Raw genomic sequence first — 24,682 nt, forward strand, 5'->3', positions numbered from 1 at the left:
TCAGCATGATAGACGCGATTAATAATTCGCTATTTAGCCCAATCGGCGAAGATGGCATGATAGGTATACTGCTGATATTAAATGGCTTGAAGGTGACATTAATTGTCACTTTCTTCGCCATGTTATTAGGTGCAGTGTTAGGCATTGGCACCACCTTTATGAAGATGTCGTCTAAGTGGTATATCCGCTTCCCCGCCAATCTTTATGTCGGCGTGATCCGTGGCACCCCTGTAGTAGTACAGTTAGTGATTCTTTACTTCATCGTGCTTTCAGCCTTAGATGTCGATAAAATCACCGCTGCTATTATCGCCTTTGGCCTTAATAGTGGCGCTTATATTTCTGAGATTATCCGTGCGGGTATTCAAGCCGTCGATAAAGGTCAAACCGAAGCGGCACGTTCACTCGGTTTATCGCAAACGATGACCATGAAATCGATTATTTTGCCCCAAGCGGTTAAAAATATTCTGCCTGCTCTCGGTAATGAATTTATCGTACTCCTCAAGGAAACCGCAGTAATTGGCTTTATTGGTGGCGTTGATTTAATGCGCGCGGGTGAAATCATCCGTAGCCGCACCTTTGAAGACAGTGTGCCGTTATTTACCTGCGCCCTTATTTATCTATTCCTGACGTACAGCTTCACCTTCGTGCTATCGAAATTTGAAAAGAGGTTGAAACAAAGTGATTAAAATAACCAACCTGCATAAAAACTTCGGCGATAACCACGTGCTCAAGGGCATTAGTGAGCATATCCGTCAGGGCGAAGTCGTCAGCGTGATCGGCCCTAGTGGCAGTGGAAAAAGTACTTTTTTACGTTGTATCAATCTGTTGGAGCAACCTAGCCAAGGTGATATCGAGATTGAAGGTCAGCTCATCACAGCACCAAACGCCTGTGTGGATAAATTGCGGCAAAAAGTGGGCATGGTGTTTCAAAACTTTAATCTGTTTCCCCATAAAACCGTGATTCAAAATATTACCTTAGCGCCCATTAGCCTAAAGCTGATGACGCCAGCTCAGGCCGAAACTAAAGCCCTCGACCTACTGGCACAGGTTGGTTTAAGTGACAAAGCCAATGCCTACCCCGCCAGTTTATCGGGTGGCCAAAAGCAAAGGGTCGCCATTGCCCGTGCATTAGCGATGGAGCCGGACTTAATGTTGTTTGATGAGCCAACATCGGCACTCGATCCTGAAATGGTCGGTGATGTATTAGACGTGATGAAAGATTTAGCGCTAAAGGGCATGACCATGGTGATTGTCACCCACGAAATGGGCTTTGCACGAGATGTATCCGATCGAGTGATTTTTATGGACGGCGGTTATGTAGTTGAATCAAGCCCACCCGAAGAGCTATTTAGCCACCCAAAAGAAGCCCGTACCCAAGCGTTTTTAAGTAAAGTACTGCGTGCTGGTTAGATTGAATGATGTGAAATAATCATACTCACTGCCGTTACTTTTATCAGAGCGTGCAGTGAGTGAAGGATTCAAATTAATAGTAAGTTCCCTCTTACTTCAACGGTAAATGTACCAAACTCATATCCATAATGCTTTTTGCGTTTGAACCTTAACCCACCAGCCCATTTAACGTTTTTGCCTCTAACATCTGCCGTGATCACATTGTATTTTATGTAAACCCGCTTAGAATGCTGGCATTGAATTTGTATTCCTTGATGATTTGGAGCCGTTACATGAGTGACTTAAGTTTCCTTGCTAAAAAACGTTACACCACGAAAGCGTTTGATCCAACTAAGACGATCCCTGCAGATAAAATACAAGAAATCAAAACTTTATTGCAGTTTAGCCCCTCATCAACTAACTCACAGCCTTGGCATTTTGTGTTAGCGAGCACTGCCGAAGGTAAAGCGTTAATTGCTCAAGCAACAGAAAACTTCGCCTTTAATACTCCAAAAATCCTTAATGCTTCCCATGTGGTCGTGCTTTGTACTCGTACCCAGTTAGATGAAGCACACTTACAGCAAGTATTGGAACAAGAAGCTAAAGATGGCCGTTTTGCCAACGAAGAAGCTAAGCAAGCGCAGCACAAAGGCCGCTCTTTTTTCGTGAATATGCATAATTATGAGCTGAAAGATGCGCAGCATTGGATGGAGAAACAAGTCTACTTAGCTCTTGGCACCCTAATGCTCGGCGCCAGCGTGTTAGATATCGATGCTTGCCCAATTGAAGGCTTCGATGCGACTCAATTAAATCAAGTATTAGGCTTAAGAGAACAAGGTTTATGCGCGTCTGTCGTCGTTGCGCTTGGCTACCGTGCAGAAGAAGATTTCAATGCTAAGTTGCCTAAATCGCGTCTAGCACAAGATAAGATTTTTACTGAAATCTAACACTGATAAACAGCTTATTTGACGTTTTTCAACCAAAAGCTGATAAGACCCTTGTTTTATAACGATATCAGTAAGGGTCTTTTATATTTAATACAGCTCAATAGCCCGTACTCAAGCTGTCAGCCTGCAATTTATGTATTAAGTGAGCATTGACAATAATATTACTCACAGTAGAAGCAGCCTGCTGTGCTATTGCTGTAAAATTCACCTTTGCCTACACTTTGGCTCTATGGCATGATTTAAGAAACGATTTGAAAAATAATTTAATAATCAGTTTCGTAAATCATTAATGTTCTGCGTTTTAACACTTTTGAGCAGCCTAATACACGTTATCGGCGCCATGTTTACACTCACTATTTAGGATGGGACAGTCAGTATGTTATTTGCCAAACCCTCTCTCACTGCAGAACCTCAATCGATTCGAGTTACAAACACTAAGGGCGATAATCCATTGATTTGGTCGTTGCTGACAGTTTTACAAGCTTCAAATCAAAGCTGGAAGATTCATCACTTAGCGGCAGAGTTACAAAACCAAGGCCTGTTACATCAACTTGATGAAAACCCCGGCAATGATCTCTTCAAGCGTAATTTTTTACTGATGAACGCCCTGTTTGAGCTACAGGAAATATTACTGCCCAAGCAATGGCTACAAGTGAAAGCCATGGAAATTCAAATTTTTCGCTTAGTGCCATCCAACGTTAATACCCTGATAATGCAGGATAGTTCTCTACGTGACTATTACCTTGATTGGAATAATTACGACACCAGTGAAAACGTGGTGCGGGAGCTACTCGAAGCCTTTTGGAGTAATTATAAAAGCTATATTGGCTTAAATATCAATTTGATGAATAAGGGTAATGCCTTAAGAGTATTCGAATTAGACGAAAGTGCCACTGCGCGCGATATCCGCAAACAATGGCGACGGTTAGCTCTAAAATGGCATCCTGATCGACCCGATGGTGATGCAGCGCGCTTTAGAGAGGTCTGTGAGGCTTGGCAGTCATTAAAAGATGCGGCGTAAACATTGCTACTCAATACTGCACTATGCCCTATGTGGTGCCGTTTTAATGGTGCCATTTAAACGGCGTTTGATGCTCACATGAAATATTGCACAAACATCCAATCCTATGGCGCTTTATCTCGGCTAGGGCAGGAACTCTGCAACGTGGTGATGTGATCCCGCTTACACTCCTATAAATCTACAGCAAAACTTCCATTGAGATCACAGATTTAGCACAGTCGTAGCAGGCTAATTCAGCCATAATTAAGCCTTTCCATTTACCCTAAACCCATGCGCCAATGCTGGAATTTTTGCTAGGCCGACACTTACACTGCTGTTCACTTTTACTCTTATGCTAACCATATAAGCACTGATAAAGAAAAATGACTGATACTCCGCATTTAACACCATCGAATTTGAGGACATTATGATTAAACAATTAGCCTTGGCTGTCACCTTAGTGATCACTCCATTGAGCAGCTTGGCCGCCAATTTTATTGAAGGCACGCATTACACTCAAATCTCTACCAAAGCGCCAAGCAGCGAACCTAAACTCACTGAGTTTTATTCATTTTATTGCCATAACTGTTTCAATATGGAAACCAATTATCTGCCCGATATTAAAGCCAATCTCAATCCCAAAATAGGCTTTGATAGTAAGCATGTCGATTTCATGAATAGTGACATTGGCACTGAAGTCATGCGATCGCTGGCCGTGATCCAAAGCGTGGATAATAAAGATGCCTTAACTCATGCCATGTTCATCGCCATTCAAGGTGTAGAAGGCCAAAATGGCCACGATCACAGCGCTCCCGGCCATGAACATGAGCAGCAAATCAATAACCGTGATGATATAAAAAAGATCTTCGTCCCATTAGGTGTCGATGCAGCCCAGTACGATAAAGTCGCTGACAGTAAAAGCACCAATGAAAAGCTCGCTCTGTGGCGTACTCAACAAAACGAATTTAAGATTGAGAGCGTACCAGCCTTCATCGTGAACGATAAATATGCGGTTAACTTAAACAGCATTAAAACCTTAGATGAGTTAATTGGGTTAATTAACTACCTTGCTATTGAGAAAGATGTCGCTCCTGCTAAAACCTCATCTGGCGGCAGTTTAGGTGGGTTATTTTTAGCCTTCGCCGCAGCAATAGCCGTTACTCGTCAGCGACGTCTTAGCTAATTTGACGTTAACCAATATCAAAAAATGGCCTCAATATTGAGGCCATTTTTTTAAGTTTAAAAAGGAGTGAAGAAATCTATTGCCGGATAAAATCGATGATATGACTGATAGCTAAGAGTAAATGCACCACTAAGAAACCAATAAATGCCTGAGCAAATAGCTGATGATAACCGCGCCACTCTATCGCAGTAGCCGTGCCCTGAAATAGAAACCAGATTAAACCGCTAAGGCCAGTCGCCACCAGTAACAACATGCCTATGCCTTCAATCGCGCTAAATAACCCTTTGCCACCCGCGATAGGAAATTTACCTCTTACAAGCCCGACAATGTCCTGTTTTAACTGCATGCCATCGCCGACTAACCACCCAAAATATTGACGCCACTTTCCTTGCAAACAATTGTTGATTAAAAAAAGGATGCCAAGACCTGTGCAGACTAAACCTAAATACACGTGTAAATAATCCCAGAGGCTAGCGTTATCGGGTATCCGCCGCAACATAATAATCCAAGGGCTAGTGCACACAAGTAAGCTACTTAACATCACAATCCCTACATGCAGATATCTCATCAGCATACGGCACCGAGACCTGAGCATAGTTAGCATATTTATAACTCCTCCCTGATAAAGAACATACTCAACCCTTTAATACTGTTCCGTTCAATGCTGCTCCGTTCAATAGATAATCCCATGGTGGTAAACAGCATTGTTATTTCAACTCTCACATTTAAGCGCGATGAATTTGCTCACCAAATTCATCGACTTTATGCCAGTCAGTGTATTCAACATTAGTCACAGGATCCGTCGGGCCTTTCGTTAACCACATGATAAATCGAATAACGTTTCGGTCTAACGCGTTGTAACCTTGATAATTTAAATTACCTCCAAAAACCCGTAGCAATTGTGGCCGCCATGTGGTTTTACTCAAAAAGGCTTGCATATAAGGGTTTGTTTCAGGAGTATTTTTAGTGGGTTTACGCGCGACTAAACTCACGGAGAAAAATCCACTTACTTTACTCGCCAATACCGTTTGATGCTTTTCAATAAACTCATACAAACGAGGGTTATGTTTACCGTGGCGGATACTGGCGCCGATAATAACTTTGTCAAACTCATTAAGGGCTGGAGCAGCCTTGATATCAGCAGTCACCACTGAGTTACCCAAACCGATTAGCTGCTGCGCTAATTTAGTGGCAATTTTTTGAGTCTGACCGTGAACACTAGAATAAATAATGAGAATTTTTTTCAATTTAGCCTCGATTCAGTCTAAGTAAAATAACCATTAGCAATATATAAAATGGCGACTTGATAGTGACGCAAATACCCGCGATCGTATTGTGAGTCAATCAGATTCCAGTAGCGTTTAGCTGAGTATACAAAAGAAAATAACACTTAAGATGCTTCATAGTAGGTGATTTACTCTGCCATTTACATGAAATAGATCACGGGCTTAACGCCAAAGACGCCATGTATATACGGTTGTTTTAGCCAGCTCACAAAAAAGGACAAATCCTGAGGTTGACCCTTTTTGAAAGAGGTTAAAAAGTCTGGGCGAACATAGGTAGGCTTGTCTCCCATATTCTGTAAGGATAAATCCGTGACGGGATAAACCTTGCCCCTTTTTAACGTTCACTCATGGTTTATCTGCTGAGGCGTAGGCATAAAGCACTAGGGCATCACTAGGCTGTACATTTATTGTTTGCGCACAATTCTCATCCTCACCGAGGTAAGCTGGCCTCGATATTGGCATCATATGCATGATGCTTACTGTTGAATGTCGGCGAGTTTTACGATTAATCACATTACAACAGTCATTATTACCGTATTATGAGGGCCATTATGGCAGGGTATTTCGGCTTGAATTTTTATATTGGTGCAGGCTTTAGCGCATGTTGGTTAATTTAGACGCTTAATGTGTCGCGCTATTCAGAACCTTGTAATGAAATCCTATGGACAGCCAATAAAACATCCACTAAAACCATAGAATAGAATGCAGTACACGAAACATATCACTGACATGCAGGGATTTATTACATGATGAAGGATTCAGATATTTTAATGTTGGCAGAAGAAGGCGAGTCAGCATCCGAGGTATCCGCTCGCAAAAAAGCCCTGCTACTTGGTCGCCAATTAGGGCTCGCCAGTGAGCAAGAATATCGCCCTGCGAACGCCTCAATAGCCGAGCGAGCTCAACATAGAGCACGCAAGTTATCGAGCCAATACCAGGCCAATGTGGAAACCATTTTTGCCTTAGCCCTCAGTTATACCCACTCAGATGTTACTGGGGTCGATCTTGATCCCGATTGGAGTCATCAATTTTTTATGATGGCAGAGCAAATCCATAATCGTAAGATGCAAGATTTGTGGGCTCGGATATTGTCGAGCGAGATAGTCAATCCCGGTAACTTCAGTCTACGTACCTTAGCACTGCTCAAGCAACTGACTCACAGGGAAGCACAAATTCTTGAAAAAGCCCTTGGCATGGCGGCGAAGGTGAATAACGAGCAGCGCCTAAAACTCATCAGTGGCTATCGCTTATCCGGTGGGATTGGCCAGTATTTCCGTAAAACCACCTCAGTCAATTTAGGCTTATCCCAGTTTGGGCTACCTTATTCCAGTATTTTGACCTTAGTCGATGCGGGAATACTTCACAGCAGTGAGTTCGAAACCGGCCTACTCAATAACAAAACACCAATTCAATTTGCCCTGCAAGGCATACAAATGAAGCTTACGCCCAAGAGCGGTAATTTGCTTTTTAGTTATTATCGCTTAACACCGATTGGTGATGAACTCGCCCAACTAGTACAGCCTAAGCCGGATCAAGAATACTTGAAGGCTCTGCAGCTCTTATTTGCTAAAGACTTTAAAATAGAATAATGCTCACGCCATAAAAAATTATGAATCAATGGTATAAGCAGTAAAACCCAGAAATAACAAAGGAGCCTAAAGGCTCCTTTTAAGCAAGATAAGGGCTAAATGTTAAGCTAGCGCTTTTGCCTTATCGGCATTGATAACATTGATTGCCGTCAGATAATCAATTAAGGCGCGTACTTGAGTCACTAAATCGCCTTTGCTGGTATCTATGGTTAACTCGGCGGCCAATGGCGCTTCATAGGGTGATGAAATACCAGTGAAATTGCTAATTTCGCCACTGCGCGCTTTCACATATAACCCCTTAGGGTCACGCTGCTCGCACACACTCAAAGGCGTCGCTACATGCACTTCAATAAACTGCCCCGCAGGAAAACGGGCACGAATACCATCACGTTCTTCACGGGTCGGGGAGATAAAGGCTGACAACACCACAAGCCCCGCATCCACCATCAATTTAGCCACTTCGCCGACACGGCGCAGGTTCTCGTCACGGTCTTCAACCGTAAACCCTAAGTCTTTACACAGGCCATGGCGCACATTATCGCCATCAAGCAAATAAGTGTGGAATCCCGCCTCAAATAACGCCCGCTCTAATGCACCCGCCAGTGTTGACTTGCCCGCGCCAGACAGTCCGGTAAACCACAGTAATACTGGATTTTGGCCTTTCTGCTCGGCTCTGGCAGCTTGATCTACAGGATGTTGATGCCACACGATATTTGTCATAAAAACTCCTCAATCCCTATGTTGTTAAACGGCTAACACAAGGGCAATAAACTCAAGCTAATCACTAAAATGGAAAGATGATCGGCACCATAAATATCACTATCAGGGAATACAGCACAGATAACGGCAATCCTAGGCGGACGAAGTCACTGAAGCGATAATTACCCGCATTAAACACCATCAAATTGGTTTGATAGCCGTAGGGTGAAATAAAGCTCGCGCTGGCACCAAAGACCACGGCCATAATAAAGGGTCTTGCATCGACACCGTAATTAAGCGCAATCGCGTAGGCGATAGGGAAAGCCAGCGCTGCGGCAGCATTATTGGTCACCAGTTCAGTCAGCAACAAGGTCATCAAATACACGCCGACAAAAGCGCCAAATACCCCATAACCGTTAATAACTGAGAGTAATCCTTGGGCTAAACTGTCCGCAAGGCCTGTACTCATCATCAAGTTGGCGAGCCCTAAAGCACTCCCCACGATCACCACTAATTCCAATGGGAAACGGCGTTTAAGCTCTGCCAGCGTGACTGCGCCTATGGCAAAATAACTGAGCAGCAATATCACTAAACCTTTAGCCAAGGGTAATACACCGGTGACACTCAAAACGATCGTGACCGCAAAGCCGAGCAATACCCAACGACCACGGCGACTGTCCAGACGCACATTCAAATCTAAGCCGCTAATCGCCGCAAATTCTGAACTTAATTTTGCGCTATTGCTGAAACCATCACCTGGTGTCAATAACAACACATCACCGGGTTGCAGAATAATGTCACCGAGTCCGCCCTTCAGCGGATGATTTCCGCGGCGAATGGCCATCACAGCCGCATCAAATTGCTCACGAAAACGCGACTCTTTCAACGAACTGCCCACTAAACGAGATGACGGTGCGAGCACGGCTTCAACTAAATTTTGTCCTTTGGCTTGATGTTTACCAAACCAATCTAAACCATCGAATTGGTGCAATAACTCAACCGATTCCACCGCGCCACTAAAGCGCAGCACGTCGTCCGCTTGCAACACTAACTGGGGCGGCACAGGGCAAATACAAATGCCACTGCGTTCTAATTCAACCAGATATAACTTTTTAAGCGCCCTAAGTTTATTATCCACCACACTGCGACCGACCAAGGACGAACCTTTCGCCACATGGGCTTCGAGCAAATATGGCAGCGCTTCTTCACCTGATTCTTCCCGTCTGTCAGGCAGAATGTTCGCCAGTAAGGTCAGTAACAAGATGCCCGCGACGACGATCACCACAGCAACTGGTGTAAACTCGAAGAACCCTAAGGCGGGTAAGCCGGCGTTTTCTACAAAGGAGTTCACAATCAAGTTGGTCGAGGTACCAATCAGGGTCAGTGTGCCACCTAAAATTGCCGCATAATTTAACGGCAATAATAACTTAGCGGGTGCGTGTGCTTGATTGCGACGCACAACCCCGATAAGCGACGCCACCACCGCAGTGTTATTGGTAAATGACGACAGCAAGGCGGTCGATAGCCCAAGCTTTGCCATTGTCATAGGCAAAGAACTATTGCCTATGACTTGACTCAACTTCCCCAGCAGGGAGGTTTTTTCTAACGCCGTCGCGGCCAACACCAACAGGACCAGCGTGACTAAGCCAATATTGGTAAAGCTTGTTAATGCGGTATCGAGCGCAACCATGCCAAGCAAATAACAGAGCAAAAATGCAAATAAAAACAATACCGCTGGATTGATACGGCCGCTAATTAAGCCAGCCACAAGCCCTATCAAAATAATCGCTAATAGCCACAAGTCACTCACAAATTAAGCTCCAAGCTTAGAGATATCTATCGCTTGCCAATGTGGGTAGTGTTTACGCACTAAGGCATTAAACTCAACTTCAAAGGCACTAAATTGTGATGCTGTTTGTTTGTTAACATGCTGACCCGACACCACCATCACTGCGGCAACCGTCGCATTGCTCAGGCGATCGATTAAGATCATTCCGCCGGTATCGCGTACTAACGAATACGCATCGAACACTATGTCTTCGGTCAGCTCTAAGGTCACGCGAGCAATGGCGTTTAACCCAAGCGTGTCCGTCGCGCTGCGCGCTAAGGTATTAACATCAACCACATAATCGATAGCAGTCACAGAAGCTTGCGTCTTCTTACCGGCCACTTTGATGTCGTATAACTGGCCGAGTTGTAATGGCTTTTCATCCATCCACACTATGTCAGCGCTGATCACGTTAGCGACGGCGGGTGCAGAATCCGGTCTTGCCAGTAAATCGCCACGGGAAATATCAATTTCATCTTCCAGCGTGATGGTCACAGCTTGGCCAGCAACCGCTTCTTGTATGTCGCCATCGAAGGTCACAATACGTTCAACCTTGCTGCGTTTGCCCGATGGCAAAGCGACTAACTCGTCGCCGACATTGATAATGCCAGAGGCTAAAGTGCCTGCAAAACCGCGAAAATCTAAGTTAGGACGCGACACATATTGCACAGGAAAACGTACTGGCAATGAGCTAAGTTCACGTTGAGTATCAATAGTTTCTAGCAGTTCAAGCAAAGTACCACCTTGATACCAGTCGCTTTGCGTACTGCGCTCAACCACGTTGTCACCATTAAGCGCCGATAACGGCACAAAGTGGATATCGAGATTACCGAAATCTTTAACGAAATCGGTAAAGTCAGCACGAATGCGATTGAATACTTGCTCGTCAAACCCAAGCAAATCCATCTTGTTCACGGCAACAACGAAGTGACGAATCCCCAGTAATGACGCGATAAACGCATGGCGTTTAGTCTGAGTCTGCACGCCGTAGCGGGCATCGACTAAGATCACCGCCAAATCACAGGTCGATGCACCCGTTGCCATGTTGCGCGTGTACTGCTCATGCCCTGGCGTATCGGCGATGATGAACTTACGCTTATCACTTGAAAAGTAACGGTAAGCCACATCGATAGTGATGCCCTGCTCGCGCTCGGCTTGCAGACCATCTACCAGCAAGGCTAAGTCGATAGCTTCACCTGTGGTGCCCATCTTAGCGCTGTCGCTCTTTAGGCTCGCCAATTGATCTTCATAGATCTGGGCACTGTCGTGTAACAGGCGGCCGATTAAGGTACTTTTGCCGTCATCCACACTGCCACAGGTTAAAAAGCGCAGTAAGCCTTTGTGTTGCTGCAGGGCTAGATATTCTTTCACACCATGGAGGGTAATTTCTGCCGCCATGAGATTGGTTTTATTGACCACTTTGTCCATCTTATTTTCACTCTTGATCTGCTTGGCTGAAGGTCGAGCTTTACTTGCGCCACCTTCGCGAAATAGGGTTAACCTTGTAGAGATTAGAAGTAGCCTTGACGCTTCTTCTGCTCCATCGAGGCGCTTTGATCTGAGTCGATCAATCGACCCTGACGTTCGCTTGAACGAGTTAACAGCATTTCTTCAATAATCTTCTCTAGGCTGTCGGCCTCAGAATGCATGGCGGCAGTAAGTGGGTAGCAACCTAAGGTTCTAAAACGCACCAATTCTTCTTTAAACTGCTCGCCTTCGGCTAACTTCATCCGCTCGTCATCGGCCATGATTAACTGACCGCCGCGCTCAACCACTTGACGTTTAGCCGCAAAATACAAAGGCACTAACTCAATGTTTTCTTGATAGATATATTGCCAAATATCCAGTTCAGTCCAGTTAGATAATGGGAACACGCGAATACTTTCGCCCTTGTTCACTGCGCCGTTATAGGTACGCCATAATTCTGGACGTTGGTTTTTAGGGTCCCATCTGTGGTGACGGTCGCGGAAGGAATACACGCGCTCTTTGGCGCGGGATTTTTCTTCATCGCGGCGAGCTCCACCAAAAGCCGCATCGAAACCGTATTGGTTAAGTGCTTGCTTTAAACCTTGGGTTTTCATGATGTCAGTGTGTTTCGCACTGCCATGGTCGAAGGGGTTAATTCCCTGCGCCAACCCTTCTGGGTTAATGTGCGTCAGTAACTCGAAGCCAAATTTCTTTGCCTGCGCATCACGAAACGCGATCATCTCTTTGAATTTCCAACCTGTATCGACATGCAGCAGCGGGAATGGGATCTTGCCCGGATAAAAGGCTTTACGCGCTAAGTGCAACATAACGGAAGAATCTTTCCCGATGGAATACAACATCACAGGATTATCGAATTCGGCTGCAACTTCACGAATGATCTGGATGCTCTCAGCTTCCAGTTGTTGTAAGTGGCTTAATTCACGCCCGGCCATACTATTCTCCGTTTACCTTAAATTCGCTGCGTTACCACAGCATGGGTTAGCTTAATATGTTTAACTGCTTAATAGCTTTAACTGTTTGCGGCTTAGTTTATCGACGCGGCGGCCGAGGCTCTAACCGATTGAGTCAGCTCATCACTGGCTTGAGTCGATTCAATCGTTTCAGGTTTGAACCAATGCAAGGTGTCACTCAGCGTGACGACTTCACCTATGATCATCAAAGCTGGCATTTGTAATTCTGGATCGGCGGCAAGCTGTTCAAGCTCACCTAAACGGCCGATAAAACGACGTTGCTCTTTAGTAGTTGCCTTTGACACTATCGCCACGGGTGTTTCAGGGCTTCGGCCCGCATCGACTAGACCTTGGCGAATAATGCCTGCGTTCAGAATCCCCATATACACGACTAAGGTATTGTTAGGATTCGCATAACCTTGCCAATCCATAGGGCGACTCTCTAACTGACAATGGCCAGTGATAAAAGTGACGCCTTGGGCATGGTCTCTGTGGGTTAGGGGAATTCCAGCATAGGCTGACGTGCCGCTGGCAGCAGTAATGCCGGGAACGACTTCAAACTCAACCCCCGCTTCGACTAAGGTTTGCAACTCTTCACCACCGCGGCCAAAAATAAAAGGATCGCCGCCCTTAAGCCGCACTACATTTTTACGGGTGTAAGCTTTGGTAACGAGTAACTGATTAATCTCGTCCTGTGCGGCGCTATGCTTGCCCGCACGTTTACCTACGGCAATCTTTTCAGCGTCTTTGGGAATGAGATCGAGGATATCTTGGCTGACTAAAGCGTCGTATAGCACTGCATCTGCGGTTTTAAGGATTCGCCACGCTTTTAACGTCAATAACTCAACGTCGCCGGGACCAGCACCCACCAGCCAGACTTTGCCTTTGGCCGCTTGGCCCGGTAAAGAGAAAATTTCCATCAGCATCCCCAAGATCACTTTAGTCTGTAGAAATATAGCGCGTCTTATATTCCATAATAAATAGATAATTATTAGTTTTTATATCATTTAGATATAAAAGAAACTAAGGGTGCCAGTAATAAAACAGTGAAATTCTATGTTTAAGCCTTAGTGTCATCTAGAATATAAACATAAACAATTACATAACAACAACTTAGTAACAATACCGCGTTTTAATAAAACCACGCCTTGTTAAAGATATTGATGATTTTTGCACTATGTTATTCTCAAACACTCTACTTAAAAGACGAATACCCGATGATAAATATCAAAATGCCATCCCTTGCTAACTTAATAGCCTCGACACCTTTGGCTAAAAAGCCAACATAAAACCTTGGAGTGCACCATAACATTTGATTTTTCAATAGCTATACATTTACTTTCTAGTGGTAAGCTGGCCACCATTATCTTTGTTGAGCTAAACAGACAAAAAACTAATCAATGCATCATGGAGGACAGATGAAACGACTTTATTCAGCTATCGCAGTGATTGGACTATTATTGAGTGCGAATATAAATGCCGAAGAATCATTAGTTAAAGACAGGGTAGAAGTTGAGCTAGCCACAGCGGATCTGCCTTTTGTGATTACACCGCATAAAGTGAATTACTTTTTACCTGTTACCTATAATCCCGATCCTAATATGGATCCCTTTACCGAAGATGCTGTACTCAACCCCTATTCATTAGATGAATTTGAAGCGAAGTTTCAAATCAGTTTTAAATTCCCTATTTGGTACAATATATTCGGTGATAATGGTCATTTATTCTTTGCTTATACCAACCAATCCTATTGGCAGGTATATAACAAAGATACGTCATCTCCCTTTAGAGAAACCAATCACGAACCTGAAATGTTTTTGATGTTTAATAACGATTGGAAAATCGGCAGTGTTACTAACTCTTTATGGGGTATTGGAGCTGTACATCAATCTAACGGTAAAGCGGGACCACTTTCCCGTAGCTGGAATCGACTTTATGCCACGATGATTTTTGATGCTGGTTCGCTCGCCTTCTCAACCAAAGTATGGTGGCGCATTCCAGAAGATGAAAAAACAGATCCAAATCAGGCAAGTGGCGACGATAACCCCAATATTGAAGACTACGTAGGTAGAGCTGAGTTTGTCGGCGTTTATGGTATTGATGCGCATAGGTTCACATTAACCCTTAAAACTAACTTAGAAGATATCGACCGCGGCTCTGCAGAACTGACGTGGAGCTATCCCATTGTCGGTAACTTACGCTTTTATACTCAATATTTTAATGGCTATGGTGAGAGTCTCATCGACTATGACTACCATAATCAACGTATCGGTATCGGGATTTCACTCAACGATCTGCTATAGAAATATAAAGTGACAGAGTACAAAAATCAGCCATAATCTGCTGCTAATAGCTCAGATGAGGCTGAGTCTATATTCAGAACAACACTCCGAACAGCGCGATTGACGTTAATGCCAAGGGCAATTAGGCCAACGGTTGCACGCCTTTTATGCCCTAAAGCAAAACCGAATGATCATGGAGGAATATGAGTTTTAGCTACCGCAGTATCGTCACATTGCTTTCAGCGATCATTTTAGCCAGCTTACTTCAGCTCATATTTTTCGCGGCACCCAAAAATAATCCCCTTCCAGAGCTCACCGCTCAACAAATACGCCAAGATCTCTACGCCCTATTAAGTCAAATAGAGCAATACTCGGGTTTCTATGCGTTAACTATGGATAACACCAACGCGCAACTACGCCATGTGGCGAGCCTCATTGTTGACCAACATCAGGATATTACGCCACATGCCAGATTTGCTGCAGAAATAACTAAACTACTGAATACACTAAAAGACCCTGGTGCACTGGTACAAAATTATGATGATAAAAGTGGTGAACTGCCACTAATATTACAGCCTCTAAACGATCAATGGCTAGCTTTAGATAAAGACAATAGTCCAATCAATAGCCAATTTCCCTTTATCACTCATATTGATGGGCTTCCCATACATAAATGGGTTACTGCTAGCCAAGCTTATTTGCCCGAGCCTGCTAGACAAAGCCAAGAAATGCAGTGGCCTTGGCTTAAAAAACTTAATTTATTGCGCGAAGACTTAGGTTTGAGCATTAAACCCTATGTACTTATTACTCTGATTAATGACGACATGCAGACTCAGCAGGTCACACTGGCCTTAGCACCAAAACAGTCACAAGTTATCGACGCCATTGCCAAAGAAGATGACAACCGTGAGCCCAGCGTGTTTGATGTCATTAATCAATTATCGACATTTGAACGTCATGAATTTCAAGATATGCCTCATCGGTTAGCAACGGTCAATACGACTACGGTTAAACTTAAAATAAGTGATCTAAGCGCTTTTGAATTAGATAAAGCGTTGCAGCAAGAACTGTTCAAGGGCATGACGCATCCCTTACTCATCATTGATTTACGTGATGCAAAAGGCTTTAGCCCCAAACTACTTACCATGTTGTCGCGATACCAAGATACAGATTTAAATAATACCCTAGCGCCAAACGTGATGGGATTTGCACATTATCGCCGCTCACCCAAATTCAGAAATGATTACCTAAAACCGCTTAACTTTATGCCACTCGACACGCTAGAGTACAGTGCGCCTCGGCTTAAGGCTCTCACCCGCAACTTACCTACAGTCAACGACGATAAATTTAGTCCTTGGTATGTCCGCACTAAACCTGTGGTGACGCCTGAAGGCCGCAATCGTTTAGCGCTACTTGTAAGCCCACATTGTCGCCAAGAATGTGAATGGATAGCCTATCGCACTCGTTTATGGTCCAGAGTCAATTTGATTGGCGAAAAAACCTCTGGTGACTTTGATCGTCATTATTATTTCAAATTACCAAATAGTGGGCTCGATATAAGGTTGAGTAGCTCATTAACCTATGATGCCCAAGGTAAGCTGTTATCTGGTGTGGGGACTGAACCCGATATTTTGCTGCCGCAAAATAACGACATCCAATGGCAAGGACTGGTGAGTTTAGTCCGTTCAGCAAAACCCAAACCGCAGCAGGGACAACCAAGCTTACAACCCATAAAATTAGCTCAATCTAAGCTCAATTAGCCACAAAAAAAGAGCCAGCAATTAGCTGGCTCGATTTAATATTTATTCGCTAACTCATAGTCACGCATCAATAAATGGCATCTAGAATTACTTTTTCTCTGTCGCTTTAGAATTAGCTACAGAGCCTATGACTAAGCCTTGCTGATTAACATCAAAGCTCATTTTTACTCGCATATTGTAATCTTTAAGCATTTTCATTTCTTCAGGGACTGGCTCACCGCTCATTTCTAATAACGTTAGCATGGGAGTAAACATCTTGCCGTAGTCAGCAGATAAGCTATACATGCCATTGGTTGACAGTTTCTCAGCCGCAAGTTTGTTTGCTAGTTGCAAACCTTTATCACCGCTATACACCACCAAATGCTGACCTTTAATCGCCAACATAGGTTTGATACCTAACTCAGGTGGCAGCATTAATATGGGAGATAAATCAGTGGCATCGCCATTATCGGCTAATTGCACATCCGCCAACATAGGCGCGAAAGGTTTTACCATATTGAATAACATGGCGGGATTTTCGGCACTCAGGCTAACTAAGGCATCTACGCTTTCTAACTGGTAATCTTGATCGTGCGTTGTCATTTTAAAGTCGAGTAATGATACGCTCATACCTTTCACGCCATTAGCCATACCGGTGAACATACCGAGCATCGCTGGGCTTTGTTGACTCAGCTCCGACTGCCATTGTGCTAGCGGCGCACAAGTCAATTGTGGTTTTTGTAGATCATCCCAAATTGCGGTTAATGCAGGCGCGACTTCATTGACATCTAAACCTATAGCCATCGAGAATATAGTGCTGTTGATATCGTCCATATGTGCAGGAATAAAACCACGCATTTTTTGTAACGCTGCCAAAATAGGTTGATTCTTAGTTTCAATCACAAATGAGGCAGCCATGTGACTTTCTTTTTCGCTTACTGAAAACTCAGTTAACCCTGCAACGGTACGCGGCCAGTTTGCGGCAATTGCGGTGAGTTCAGCACGGCATTCAGGTGTTCTAATTTCAGCTAATGGATTTTCACCTGTGCTTTCGCTGGCCAAAAGTAGCGTTAATTGCTGCGATAATAGATTGCTATCGGCTGATGTTAATGCCTTTACAATTTCCACATGATTGATAAAGCTAATGCTGTCATTTTTAAAACCATGGGTCTTAATAATATCGTCTAAAATACCTGAAGCTGCTAATGACTGCGGCGCCTTCTTAATACCGAACGCCATTTCTAATAAATCAGGCTTAGTTAAAGAGGTGCTGAATGTCATCGTTAAAATGCCGTCTTTCTGGGCAAATAATAACTCCACTTTTTCAGCCGCACTATCATCCGATAACATATAGGCTCGGTAATCAACGTCACCGATTTTACGCATTTCGTGGCTTACACCACTGTCTTTTTCGGCTATATCTAACACAGCCCAAAAAGCATCGACTTGATTAACATCAATTTTGAATACTGGCAAAGCGCCTAATGTATAAATATAAGGTTTAACCTCATCAGGAAGGCCAAAGGTTTTCAACAATAAAGCGGGGTCTTTAATTCCCTCCATATATTGCTGATAGATGCTGACAAAGAACTTGCCCATAGGGCTATCTAACTCATCTAGTTCAGTTAAAGCATTACTGGGGTATTGCTGATAATTTCCAGAAATAGACTGTAAATAGGCTTTTAACGGGAAAGGAGTTAACTGGCCCGAAAATAACGGCGTATCAGCGGGCACATAGTCGAGCAAAGGGTTTGCAGAGGCACTTGAACCAGCACCATTTTGCGTATACCAATAACCGCCCGCACCGGCCGCAATAATTGCCGCAGCAATCACAATCTTTTTCATTTAACAAACTCCATTTGAGATCAATTCAATTTAATATAAAAAAAAATGCCTAACATAATGTTCTGGCAATTCAATATTGACTGTTCTTACCTATCCCTAATACGAACAATGTAAAAACCAGAAAGGTATAAATTTTACTATCACAAAGCAGAAAGTAACACCTCAGCCGAAAAGACTGAGGTGTTACTTTAAGAATCAGCATAAAACCACACCACAATTTAACATCAAACAAACATAGATGCGAATGAGGTAAAGACTTAATTCACTAAAAATCATTATTGATAACGTTAAGCTTAGTTTGGTCTTAATTCTGAGATTACCCGTCGATTGATGATGGCGAATAATAAACAATCAAGGCAGGCTATCGGTAAAGGTCATAATGATTATTCTGCTTTATAAACTTTTTTAAGCGTTATATCACCTAACTGATTCATTTGTTTGCGGATCCAAGCAGAGCGCTGCTGCACATAGGACGATGGCGGTGAAATCTTATAGCGCCAAGGGTTAGGTAAAATGGCGGCAAGTAATGAAGCCTCATATTGCGTAAGCTTTGCCGCTGACTTTCCAAAGTAATGCTTTGATGCCGCTTCAGCGCCGTATATTCCGGGGCCAAATTCGACAATATTTAAATACACTTCAAGAATACGTGACTTATCCCAAGTTAATTCCATCAATAGCGTAAACCAGGCTTCTAATCCTTTACGCAAAAAACTGCGACTTGACCACATAAAAAGATTTTTCGCCGCCTGCTGACTTAAGGTACTCGCACCGCGAACTTTACCTCCCTGTTGATTGTATTTTAGCGCCGAACTAATCGCCGCTAAATCGAATCCACTATGGTTGACAAAATGTTGATCTTCAGCAGCAATCACAGCTAATTGTAGCTGGGGAGATATTTGCTCGATATCACGCCATTGGTGCATCACCTTACCCATAGGCGCGGGCGGAGATAAGGCACGTTCAATGCGCCAAGTCCACATAGGGGGATCGACAAATCGCAACAATGTTACTAATAATATCGAGCATAATAATGCCCAAAGTAATCCCTTAAATAGCCAAAACAATAAACGCCGAAAGCTACGCTTTGGCCTTTGAGGTTTTGTACTCATTTTTTTATTCAGACTGGGACGCCGGACATGATCTCGCATCGCATACATAGGAGCTGTCATTTATACCATCTCATCCAAGCACTCTCACCTTTGGCAGTCATTTAGCCATCTTTCTCATGCAGAAAAGTCTCTGCAACAACTCGGTCTAAAAAATAATCTCTAGCACTAAGCCTATTACATGCTGATCATGCAACGAGAATCTCAGAAATACTAAAGATATTTTATAACAGAATCAAAGATAGGCAGAGAATAGACCCTAATAGGAACAAATTAAAAACACAAATGGCACGGAGTAAACTTGATTCAACCTCGGCAGCTTTGACGACAGCTGACCGAGGTGATGATGACAGATTAACAAGGGCTAGCAAGTCAATCAAACAGCTTTTCACTCGCGTGGGCGAGTCAGGTTTTTACCCTATTTATTGCCTTAAGTTTTGTTATAACGATATATAGCCAACTCAGCCCATCAATAACGATGACAACAACCCAACTTTGTAACAGACATCAACGATACCAGTTACACAATAAAAAAGCTCAAAACCATCTACGGGAACTTCAAAATATAGCTCAGAATAAATCAATGTGTCACTTTGTGAAAAAAAATGTATAAAATTCACACAAAACACAGCGGTGACGGAGATTGGAATAAATTTAGCGCGTTTTTATGACATCTAGATTACCGCTACGCCAAAAGATGCCGCCGAAATTAAAAATGTATTTTTAATTTCAAAAATCTTAATGGCTAGCGATGCTGCAATGGCAAGAATCCATTATTAATATTTTAAATCAAAAAGTTAATGATTAACGTTTAAATGTCATAGTGTAAGCCACACTCACGTTTTAGCCCATTAAAGCGCGTTTCTTCCTCTGTCATCCCTAATTCGAGTGGTTTACTCGAATGAGTATCACCTACAGAAACATAGCCTTGGTCCCAAAGTGGATGGTACGGCAAGTCAAATTGAGTCAAATACAGGTGCACATCTTTATTCGACCACTCGACAATCGGCAGTAACTTAAAGCAAGTGCCATGAATCGCCAGTATCGGCAGCGCCTCACGGGTGCTGGCTTGGCTACGTCTCAGCCCTGCAAACCAAGTACCGACGTCAAGCTCGGCTAAGGCGCGTTGCATAGGCTCAACTTTGTTTAAACGGTTGTATTGCTCTAGCCCGTCTAACCCTTGTTCCCACAACTTACCAAAGCGTGCCTCTTGCCATGCGGCTGTCATCGGCGCTTGATATACTTTTACATTCAGTGATAAACGCTGTGTCAGCTCATCGATAAACTGATAGGTTTCAGGGAACAAATACCCTGTATCCGTGAGGATAACCGGAATATTCGCCTGTGCCTGGCTCACCATATGCAGCATCACTGCGGCTTGAATACCAAAGCTTGATGACAGTGCATGATTACCGGGCAAATAAGTTAAGCCCCATAACACTCGCTCTTGTGCGCTCAATCCGGCTAAGAACTGATTTATGCGCTCAAGCTCTATCGTTTGCTCGGCCTTGGGCGCACTCAATAGCGCCGTTAACTCGGCCGTGCTGACCACAGTCGGCACTGTATCACTGTTTTCTTGTTGATGATCAACCATGAAAATCCTTAGCGGCATCAATCACCGCCTTCACAACGCCCACACGGACGGTGAAGTTACCAAAGGTTTCGCCTGCATCACGCTCGACGGCGTAGCGGCCAAACAGGGTATCCAATTCGGCGAGAATTTCCGCCTCTTGGATATTTTCTCTGTGCATCTTGTTCAGACGAGTCCCTTCAAAGCTTGCGCCTAAGTACAAGTTGTAACGACCTGGTGCTTTACCCACAAGGCCAATTTCAGCGGCAAATGGACGTGCGCAACCGTTTGGACAACCTGTCATCCGCACTACAATCGCTTGCTCGCTGATGCCATGTTTTGCCTGCAGCGCATCGATATGATCGATAAACTCAGGGAAGTAACGCTCAGCTTCCGCCATTGCTAATGGACACGTCGGCAAAGCCACACAGGCAATCGAATGACCGCGGGTTTGCGTCAACACTTGGCCCAGTAGTCCGTGTTTGCGGGCTAAGCCTTCAATCGTGGCTTTATCTTCTGCCGCGACACCTGCGATGATCATGTTTTGATTCGAGGTCATGCGGAAATCGCCTTTGTGGATCTTAGCTATTTCACGCAGTCCCGTTTGCAGGGTTTGACCCGGTAAATCTTTAATGCGGCCGCTTTCGATAAATAAAGTTAAATGCCATTTACCGTCAACGCCCTCAACCCAACCATAACGATCGCCGCGATCGCCAATCACTACGTCACGCTTAGGCTCAAACTTCACTCCTGCACGCAATTCGACTTCGGCTTTAAATTTCTCGTAGCCATGGTCGACGATAGTGTATTTAAGGCGTGAGCGTTTACGGTTAACACGATTACCCCAGTCGCGTTGCACTGTCATGACAGCTTCGGCAAACTTCATCACGTCTTCAGTTTTGATAAAACCAAAGTCGTCAGCCAGACGTGGGAAAGTCTCCACCTCGCCATGGGTCGAGCCCATGCCGCCACCCGCCGTTAAGTTAAAGCCAACCAACTCACCGTTTTCAGCAACGGCGATAAAGCCTAAATCGTTAGTGTAAACGTCAACATCGTTATCGGGAGGAACCGCAACCGCCATTTTGAACTTACGTGGCAGATAAGTTTTGCCATATACAGGTTCAACGGTTTCATCTTCGGTTGAGAGTAACTTTTCTTCGTCTAACCAAATTTCGGCATAAGCACGCGTGTGTGGCAGCAGATGATCAGACAGTTGTTTCGCCACCGCATAGGCCTGCTCATGCAGTTTCGATTCCACCGGATTAGGATTACACATCACGTTACGATTAACGTCACCACAAGCGGCAATTGAATCCAGTGCTTCACGATCTAAGTCTTGAATAATGGTCTTCAAGTTACGCTTAGGAATACCGTGGTATTGGAAAGTTTGGCGGGTCGTTAAACGTATGCTGTTTGAGCTGGTTAAGGTCGACGCAATTTTATCTACGCCTAACCATTGCTGTGGAGAACAGATACCGCCAGGTACACGGGCACGCAACATAAAGCTATATAGAGGCTCAAGTTTTTGCTCTTTACGCTCATTCCGTAAATCACGGTCATCTTGCTGATAGAAGCCGTGGAATTTGATCAACTGCTGATCGCCGTCACTGAAACTGCCGGTTACCGCAGAATCTAAGCCTTCTTTAATCGTACCGCGCAGGTAATCACTGTCGGTCTTTAGGTATTCGTTTAACGCTAACTTTTGCTCACTCATGGCAACTGCCTCTTCAAATTCGGTTCGCTGACTGCACAGGTCATCACGTGTGCAGCTTTGGCTATTCTTATGCGTTTCTTATATGCGCAACGGTTGAGATTAATACACGTCTTTTTGGTAACGCTTATCGCTGCGCAATGTTTCAAAATAGGCTTCGGCCGCTTCGGTATTCAAACCACCGACTTCGACAGCCACCTCAATCAAGGCTTGGTGAACATCTTTTGCCATACGTTCAGCATCACCACAAATGTACAGATGCGCGCCGTTTTGCAACCATTGCCACAGGGCTTGGCCTTGTTCTTTAATGCGGTGCTGCACATAAACTTTATGGGCTTGATCGCGTGAGAACGCCACGTCGATACGGCTTAAATCGCCATTTTTCAAATACTGTTGCCACTCAGTTTGATACAAGAAATCCTGCTCAAAGTGTGGATTGCCGAAGAATAACCAACTATCACCTTGAATACCTTGGGCAACACGCTCCTGCATAAAGGCACGGAACGGCGCAACACCTGTGCCAGGGCCAACCATGATCACTGGCGTGTCTGGATTATCAGGTAAACAGAAATGCTTATTCGACTCAACATAAACCTTAACCTGAGTGCCTTCCTGCGCAGAGGCTAAGAAGTGTGACGCACCGCCAAAACGGGCCGCGCCGTGACGCTCATCTTCCACTAACGCCACGGTTAAATGGACTTCGGTTTCCACTTCACTTTGACTTGAGGCGATAGAGTAAAGTCTTGGGGTTAATGGGCGCAGTAACTCAAGCAATCTTGCCGCGCTTAACGTGACAGCGCTATTTGTTAACGGATACTGGGCGACTAAATCAGCAAATTGATGCTTAAGGATAAAGTGACGCACTTGCTCTTTATCTTCGCTCAATGCTAGCAGCTCAGCGCTGCCGCTCAGTTCGGCCCACGCTTTGACTAATCCGGGATACAACTGAGTCAGCTCTTTCTTCTCAAGCAAAGCTTGCTTAAGGGTCAAAGATTCTGTGCCTAGGGTCACTAACTCATCGGCGGCCAACGACAGACCCACGAGGACTTCATCGACTAACACTTCATTATTGCTAAACCACACACCGAGGGCATCGCCCGCTTGATAGCTTAAGCCTGAATCGCCAAGGTCAATTTCAACATGGCGCACATCTCGGTCTGAACCGCGGCCGGTAATTTTTTGGCTCGCTAGCACTTCGGCACTATAAGGGTTTTGCTTAGTAAACTCGCTTTCGCCAATCGTTTTAGCGGTACCAATAGATACCACACTGGCGGACGAGGTTTCGATAAGCGGCTTAACGGCCTCTAATACATCGGCGTGCCACTGACCGGCGGCGGCTTCATAGTCCACATCACATTCAACTAAAGGTAACAATGACTTAGCACCCAGTAGCGCTAGACGAGTACTAAAGTCTTTGCCAGTTTGGCAGAAGAATTCATAGCTTGAATCCCCAAGCGCAAGCACTGAGTAATGTAGATTGTCTAACTTAGGCGCACGTTTCGATGCTAAAAACTTATGTAATTCAATCGCGTCATCCGGCGCTTCACCTTCACCATGGGTGCTGACCACCAGCAAGAGCACAGTTTCTTGTTTCAGTTGGCGAACATTGTATTCGCCCATTGAAGCCAGATTGACCGCATAACCTTGCGCCTGTGCCTTATCAGCGAGCGCTTTGGCGACACCACGGCCATTACCCGTTTGACTACCGTAAAGGATAGTTAACGTCTGAACTGTTTGAGTTTCGACTGCGGGAGTCAGTTGGCCGGCGTTAGCTGTCGCGGCAAGATAGCCACTGACCCAAGACAGTTGTACCGCACTTAACTCTGCAGTGAGCTGTTTTAGCTTTTCGACTTGTCCTTGAGACAATGGCGAAGCCAGCGATGAAAGTTCTTTTAACAACATGAAATGGCCCTGTGACAATGTGATATTCACCAGCTTATCCCGCTTTAAGAAAAGCAAAAAAGAATAAAATAAGATTTTTAATTCCTTTTTGGAATATACAAAGTGCAAAATTTAAGCTACAAAAGTGTGCACTGGTTAAAAGTTTTTGATCCGACCAGTGCTGAAACG

Annotated in this window: 20 protein-coding genes; 8 read left to right on the plus strand and 12 right to left on the minus strand. The window is 44.4% G+C overall.

Annotated elements, in window-relative coordinates; genetic code table 11:
• Positions 1–5 precede the first annotated feature (5 nt).
• The 5 genes from ACRN9H_RS11120 (at position 6) to ACRN9H_RS11140 (ending at position 4,519) form a co-directional block, all read left to right on the plus strand.
• Positions 6–686 (plus strand): amino acid ABC transporter permease, encoded by a 681-nt coding sequence (locus tag ACRN9H_RS11120; RefSeq protein WP_220773626.1) that lies wholly within the window; start codon positions 6–8, stop codon positions 684–686.
• Positions 679–1,410 (plus strand): amino acid ABC transporter ATP-binding protein, encoded by a 732-nt coding sequence (locus ACRN9H_RS11125; RefSeq protein WP_432313703.1) that lies wholly within the window; start codon positions 679–681, stop codon positions 1,408–1,410. The genes ACRN9H_RS11120 and ACRN9H_RS11125 overlap by 8 nt, the downstream gene beginning before the upstream one ends.
• Before the next feature lie 272 nt (positions 1,411–1,682).
• Positions 1,683–2,336: an oxygen-insensitive NAD(P)H nitroreductase gene (gene nfsB, locus ACRN9H_RS11130; protein ID WP_432313704.1), complete on the plus strand. Its 654-nt coding sequence runs from the start codon at positions 1,683–1,685 to the stop codon at positions 2,334–2,336.
• A 376-nt stretch (positions 2,337–2,712) separates the two neighbouring features.
• Positions 2,713–3,357, plus strand: coding sequence for a DNA-J related domain-containing protein (locus tag ACRN9H_RS11135; RefSeq protein ID WP_432313705.1), 645 nt, complete (start codon positions 2,713–2,715; stop codon positions 3,355–3,357).
• Positions 3,358–3,763: 406 nt separating this feature from the next.
• Positions 3,764–4,519, plus strand: coding sequence for a thiol:disulfide interchange protein DsbA/DsbL (locus tag ACRN9H_RS11140; protein ID WP_432313706.1), 756 nt, complete (start codon positions 3,764–3,766; stop codon positions 4,517–4,519).
• A 76-nt stretch (positions 4,520–4,595) separates the two neighbouring features.
• Here the strand turns inward: ACRN9H_RS11140 and ACRN9H_RS11145 are convergent, their stop codons facing one another.
• Together ACRN9H_RS11145 and hemG are read right to left on the minus strand one after the other, a co-directional pair.
• Positions 4,596–5,093, minus strand: coding sequence for a cytochrome b/b6 domain-containing protein (locus ACRN9H_RS11145; RefSeq protein WP_432313707.1), 498 nt, complete (start codon positions 5,091–5,093; stop codon positions 4,596–4,598).
• 151 nt (positions 5,094–5,244) lie between these two features.
• Positions 5,245–5,766, minus strand: a complete 522-nt coding sequence (gene hemG, locus ACRN9H_RS11150; protein ID WP_432313708.1) for a menaquinone-dependent protoporphyrinogen IX dehydrogenase — start codon at positions 5,764–5,766, stop codon at positions 5,245–5,247.
• Between the two features lie 788 nt (positions 5,767–6,554).
• On the opposite strand from hemG, the gene ACRN9H_RS11155 reads away from it, so the two are divergent.
• Complete coding sequence (locus ACRN9H_RS11155) at positions 6,555–7,394, plus strand: TIGR03899 family protein (RefSeq protein WP_432313784.1); 840 nt, start codon at positions 6,555–6,557, stop codon at positions 7,392–7,394.
• A 102-nt stretch (positions 7,395–7,496) separates the two neighbouring features.
• Here the strand turns inward: ACRN9H_RS11155 and cysC are convergent, their stop codons facing one another.
• The 5 genes from cysC to cobA all read right to left on the minus strand — a co-directional run bounded on the left by cysC (position 7,497) and on the right by cobA (position 13,279).
• Positions 7,497–8,114, minus strand: coding sequence for an adenylyl-sulfate kinase (gene cysC / locus ACRN9H_RS11160; protein WP_105251589.1), 618 nt, complete (start codon positions 8,112–8,114; stop codon positions 7,497–7,499).
• 64 nt (positions 8,115–8,178) lie between these two features.
• A complete protein-coding gene (locus ACRN9H_RS11165; protein WP_432313709.1) occupies positions 8,179–9,903 on the minus strand; it encodes an SLC13 family permease in 1,725 nt (574 codons plus the stop codon).
• A gap of 3 nt (positions 9,904–9,906) precedes the next feature.
• Positions 9,907–11,349, minus strand: coding sequence for a sulfate adenylyltransferase subunit CysN (gene cysN, locus ACRN9H_RS11170; protein ID WP_432313710.1), 1,443 nt, complete (start codon positions 11,347–11,349; stop codon positions 9,907–9,909).
• 83 nt (positions 11,350–11,432) lie between these two features.
• Complete coding sequence (gene cysD, locus ACRN9H_RS11175) at positions 11,433–12,341, minus strand: sulfate adenylyltransferase subunit CysD (RefSeq protein ID WP_012586925.1); 909 nt, start codon at positions 12,339–12,341, stop codon at positions 11,433–11,435.
• A 92-nt stretch (positions 12,342–12,433) separates the two neighbouring features.
• Positions 12,434–13,279 (minus strand): uroporphyrinogen-III C-methyltransferase, encoded by an 846-nt coding sequence (cobA, locus tag ACRN9H_RS11180; protein ID WP_432313711.1) that lies wholly within the window; start codon positions 13,277–13,279, stop codon positions 12,434–12,436.
• Positions 13,280–13,777: 498 nt separating this feature from the next.
• Between cobA and ACRN9H_RS11185 the strand changes: the two genes are divergently transcribed.
• A complete protein-coding gene (locus tag ACRN9H_RS11185) occupies positions 13,778–14,662 on the plus strand; it encodes a phospholipase A (RefSeq protein ID WP_432313712.1) in 885 nt (294 codons plus the stop codon).
• Between the two features lie 182 nt (positions 14,663–14,844).
• A complete protein-coding gene (locus tag ACRN9H_RS11190; protein ID WP_432313713.1) occupies positions 14,845–16,401 on the plus strand; it encodes a S41 family peptidase in 1,557 nt (518 codons plus the stop codon).
• 87 nt (positions 16,402–16,488) lie between these two features.
• Here ACRN9H_RS11190 and ACRN9H_RS11195 read toward each other — a convergent pair whose 3' ends face one another.
• From ACRN9H_RS11195 to ACRN9H_RS11215, 5 genes are all read right to left on the minus strand, one after another.
• Positions 16,489–18,225: a hypothetical protein gene (locus ACRN9H_RS11195; protein WP_432313714.1), complete on the minus strand. Its 1,737-nt coding sequence runs from the start codon at positions 18,223–18,225 to the stop codon at positions 16,489–16,491.
• Positions 18,226–18,608: 383 nt separating this feature from the next.
• A complete protein-coding gene (gene mtgA, locus ACRN9H_RS11200; RefSeq protein WP_432313715.1) occupies positions 18,609–19,394 on the minus strand; it encodes a monofunctional biosynthetic peptidoglycan transglycosylase in 786 nt (261 codons plus the stop codon).
• Between the two features lie 748 nt (positions 19,395–20,142).
• Positions 20,143–20,925 (minus strand): phosphoadenylyl-sulfate reductase, encoded by a 783-nt coding sequence (locus ACRN9H_RS11205; protein ID WP_432313716.1) that lies wholly within the window; start codon positions 20,923–20,925, stop codon positions 20,143–20,145.
• Entirely contained in the window at positions 20,918–22,615 is a 1,698-nt protein-coding gene (gene cysI, locus ACRN9H_RS11210) for an assimilatory sulfite reductase (NADPH) hemoprotein subunit (RefSeq protein ID WP_006085931.1), read from the minus strand. The genes ACRN9H_RS11205 and cysI overlap by 8 nt, the downstream gene beginning before the upstream one ends.
• A gap of 99 nt (positions 22,616–22,714) precedes the next feature.
• Positions 22,715–24,514, minus strand: coding sequence for an assimilatory sulfite reductase (NADPH) flavoprotein subunit (locus ACRN9H_RS11215; RefSeq protein WP_432313786.1), 1,800 nt, complete (start codon positions 24,512–24,514; stop codon positions 22,715–22,717).
• Positions 24,515–24,682: the final 168 nt, after the last annotated feature.

The sequence above is a fragment of the Shewanella sp. MF08487 genome (genome assembly GCF_050848685.1).
GTDB lineage: Bacteria > Pseudomonadota > Gammaproteobacteria > Enterobacterales > Shewanellaceae > Shewanella > Shewanella glacialipiscicola.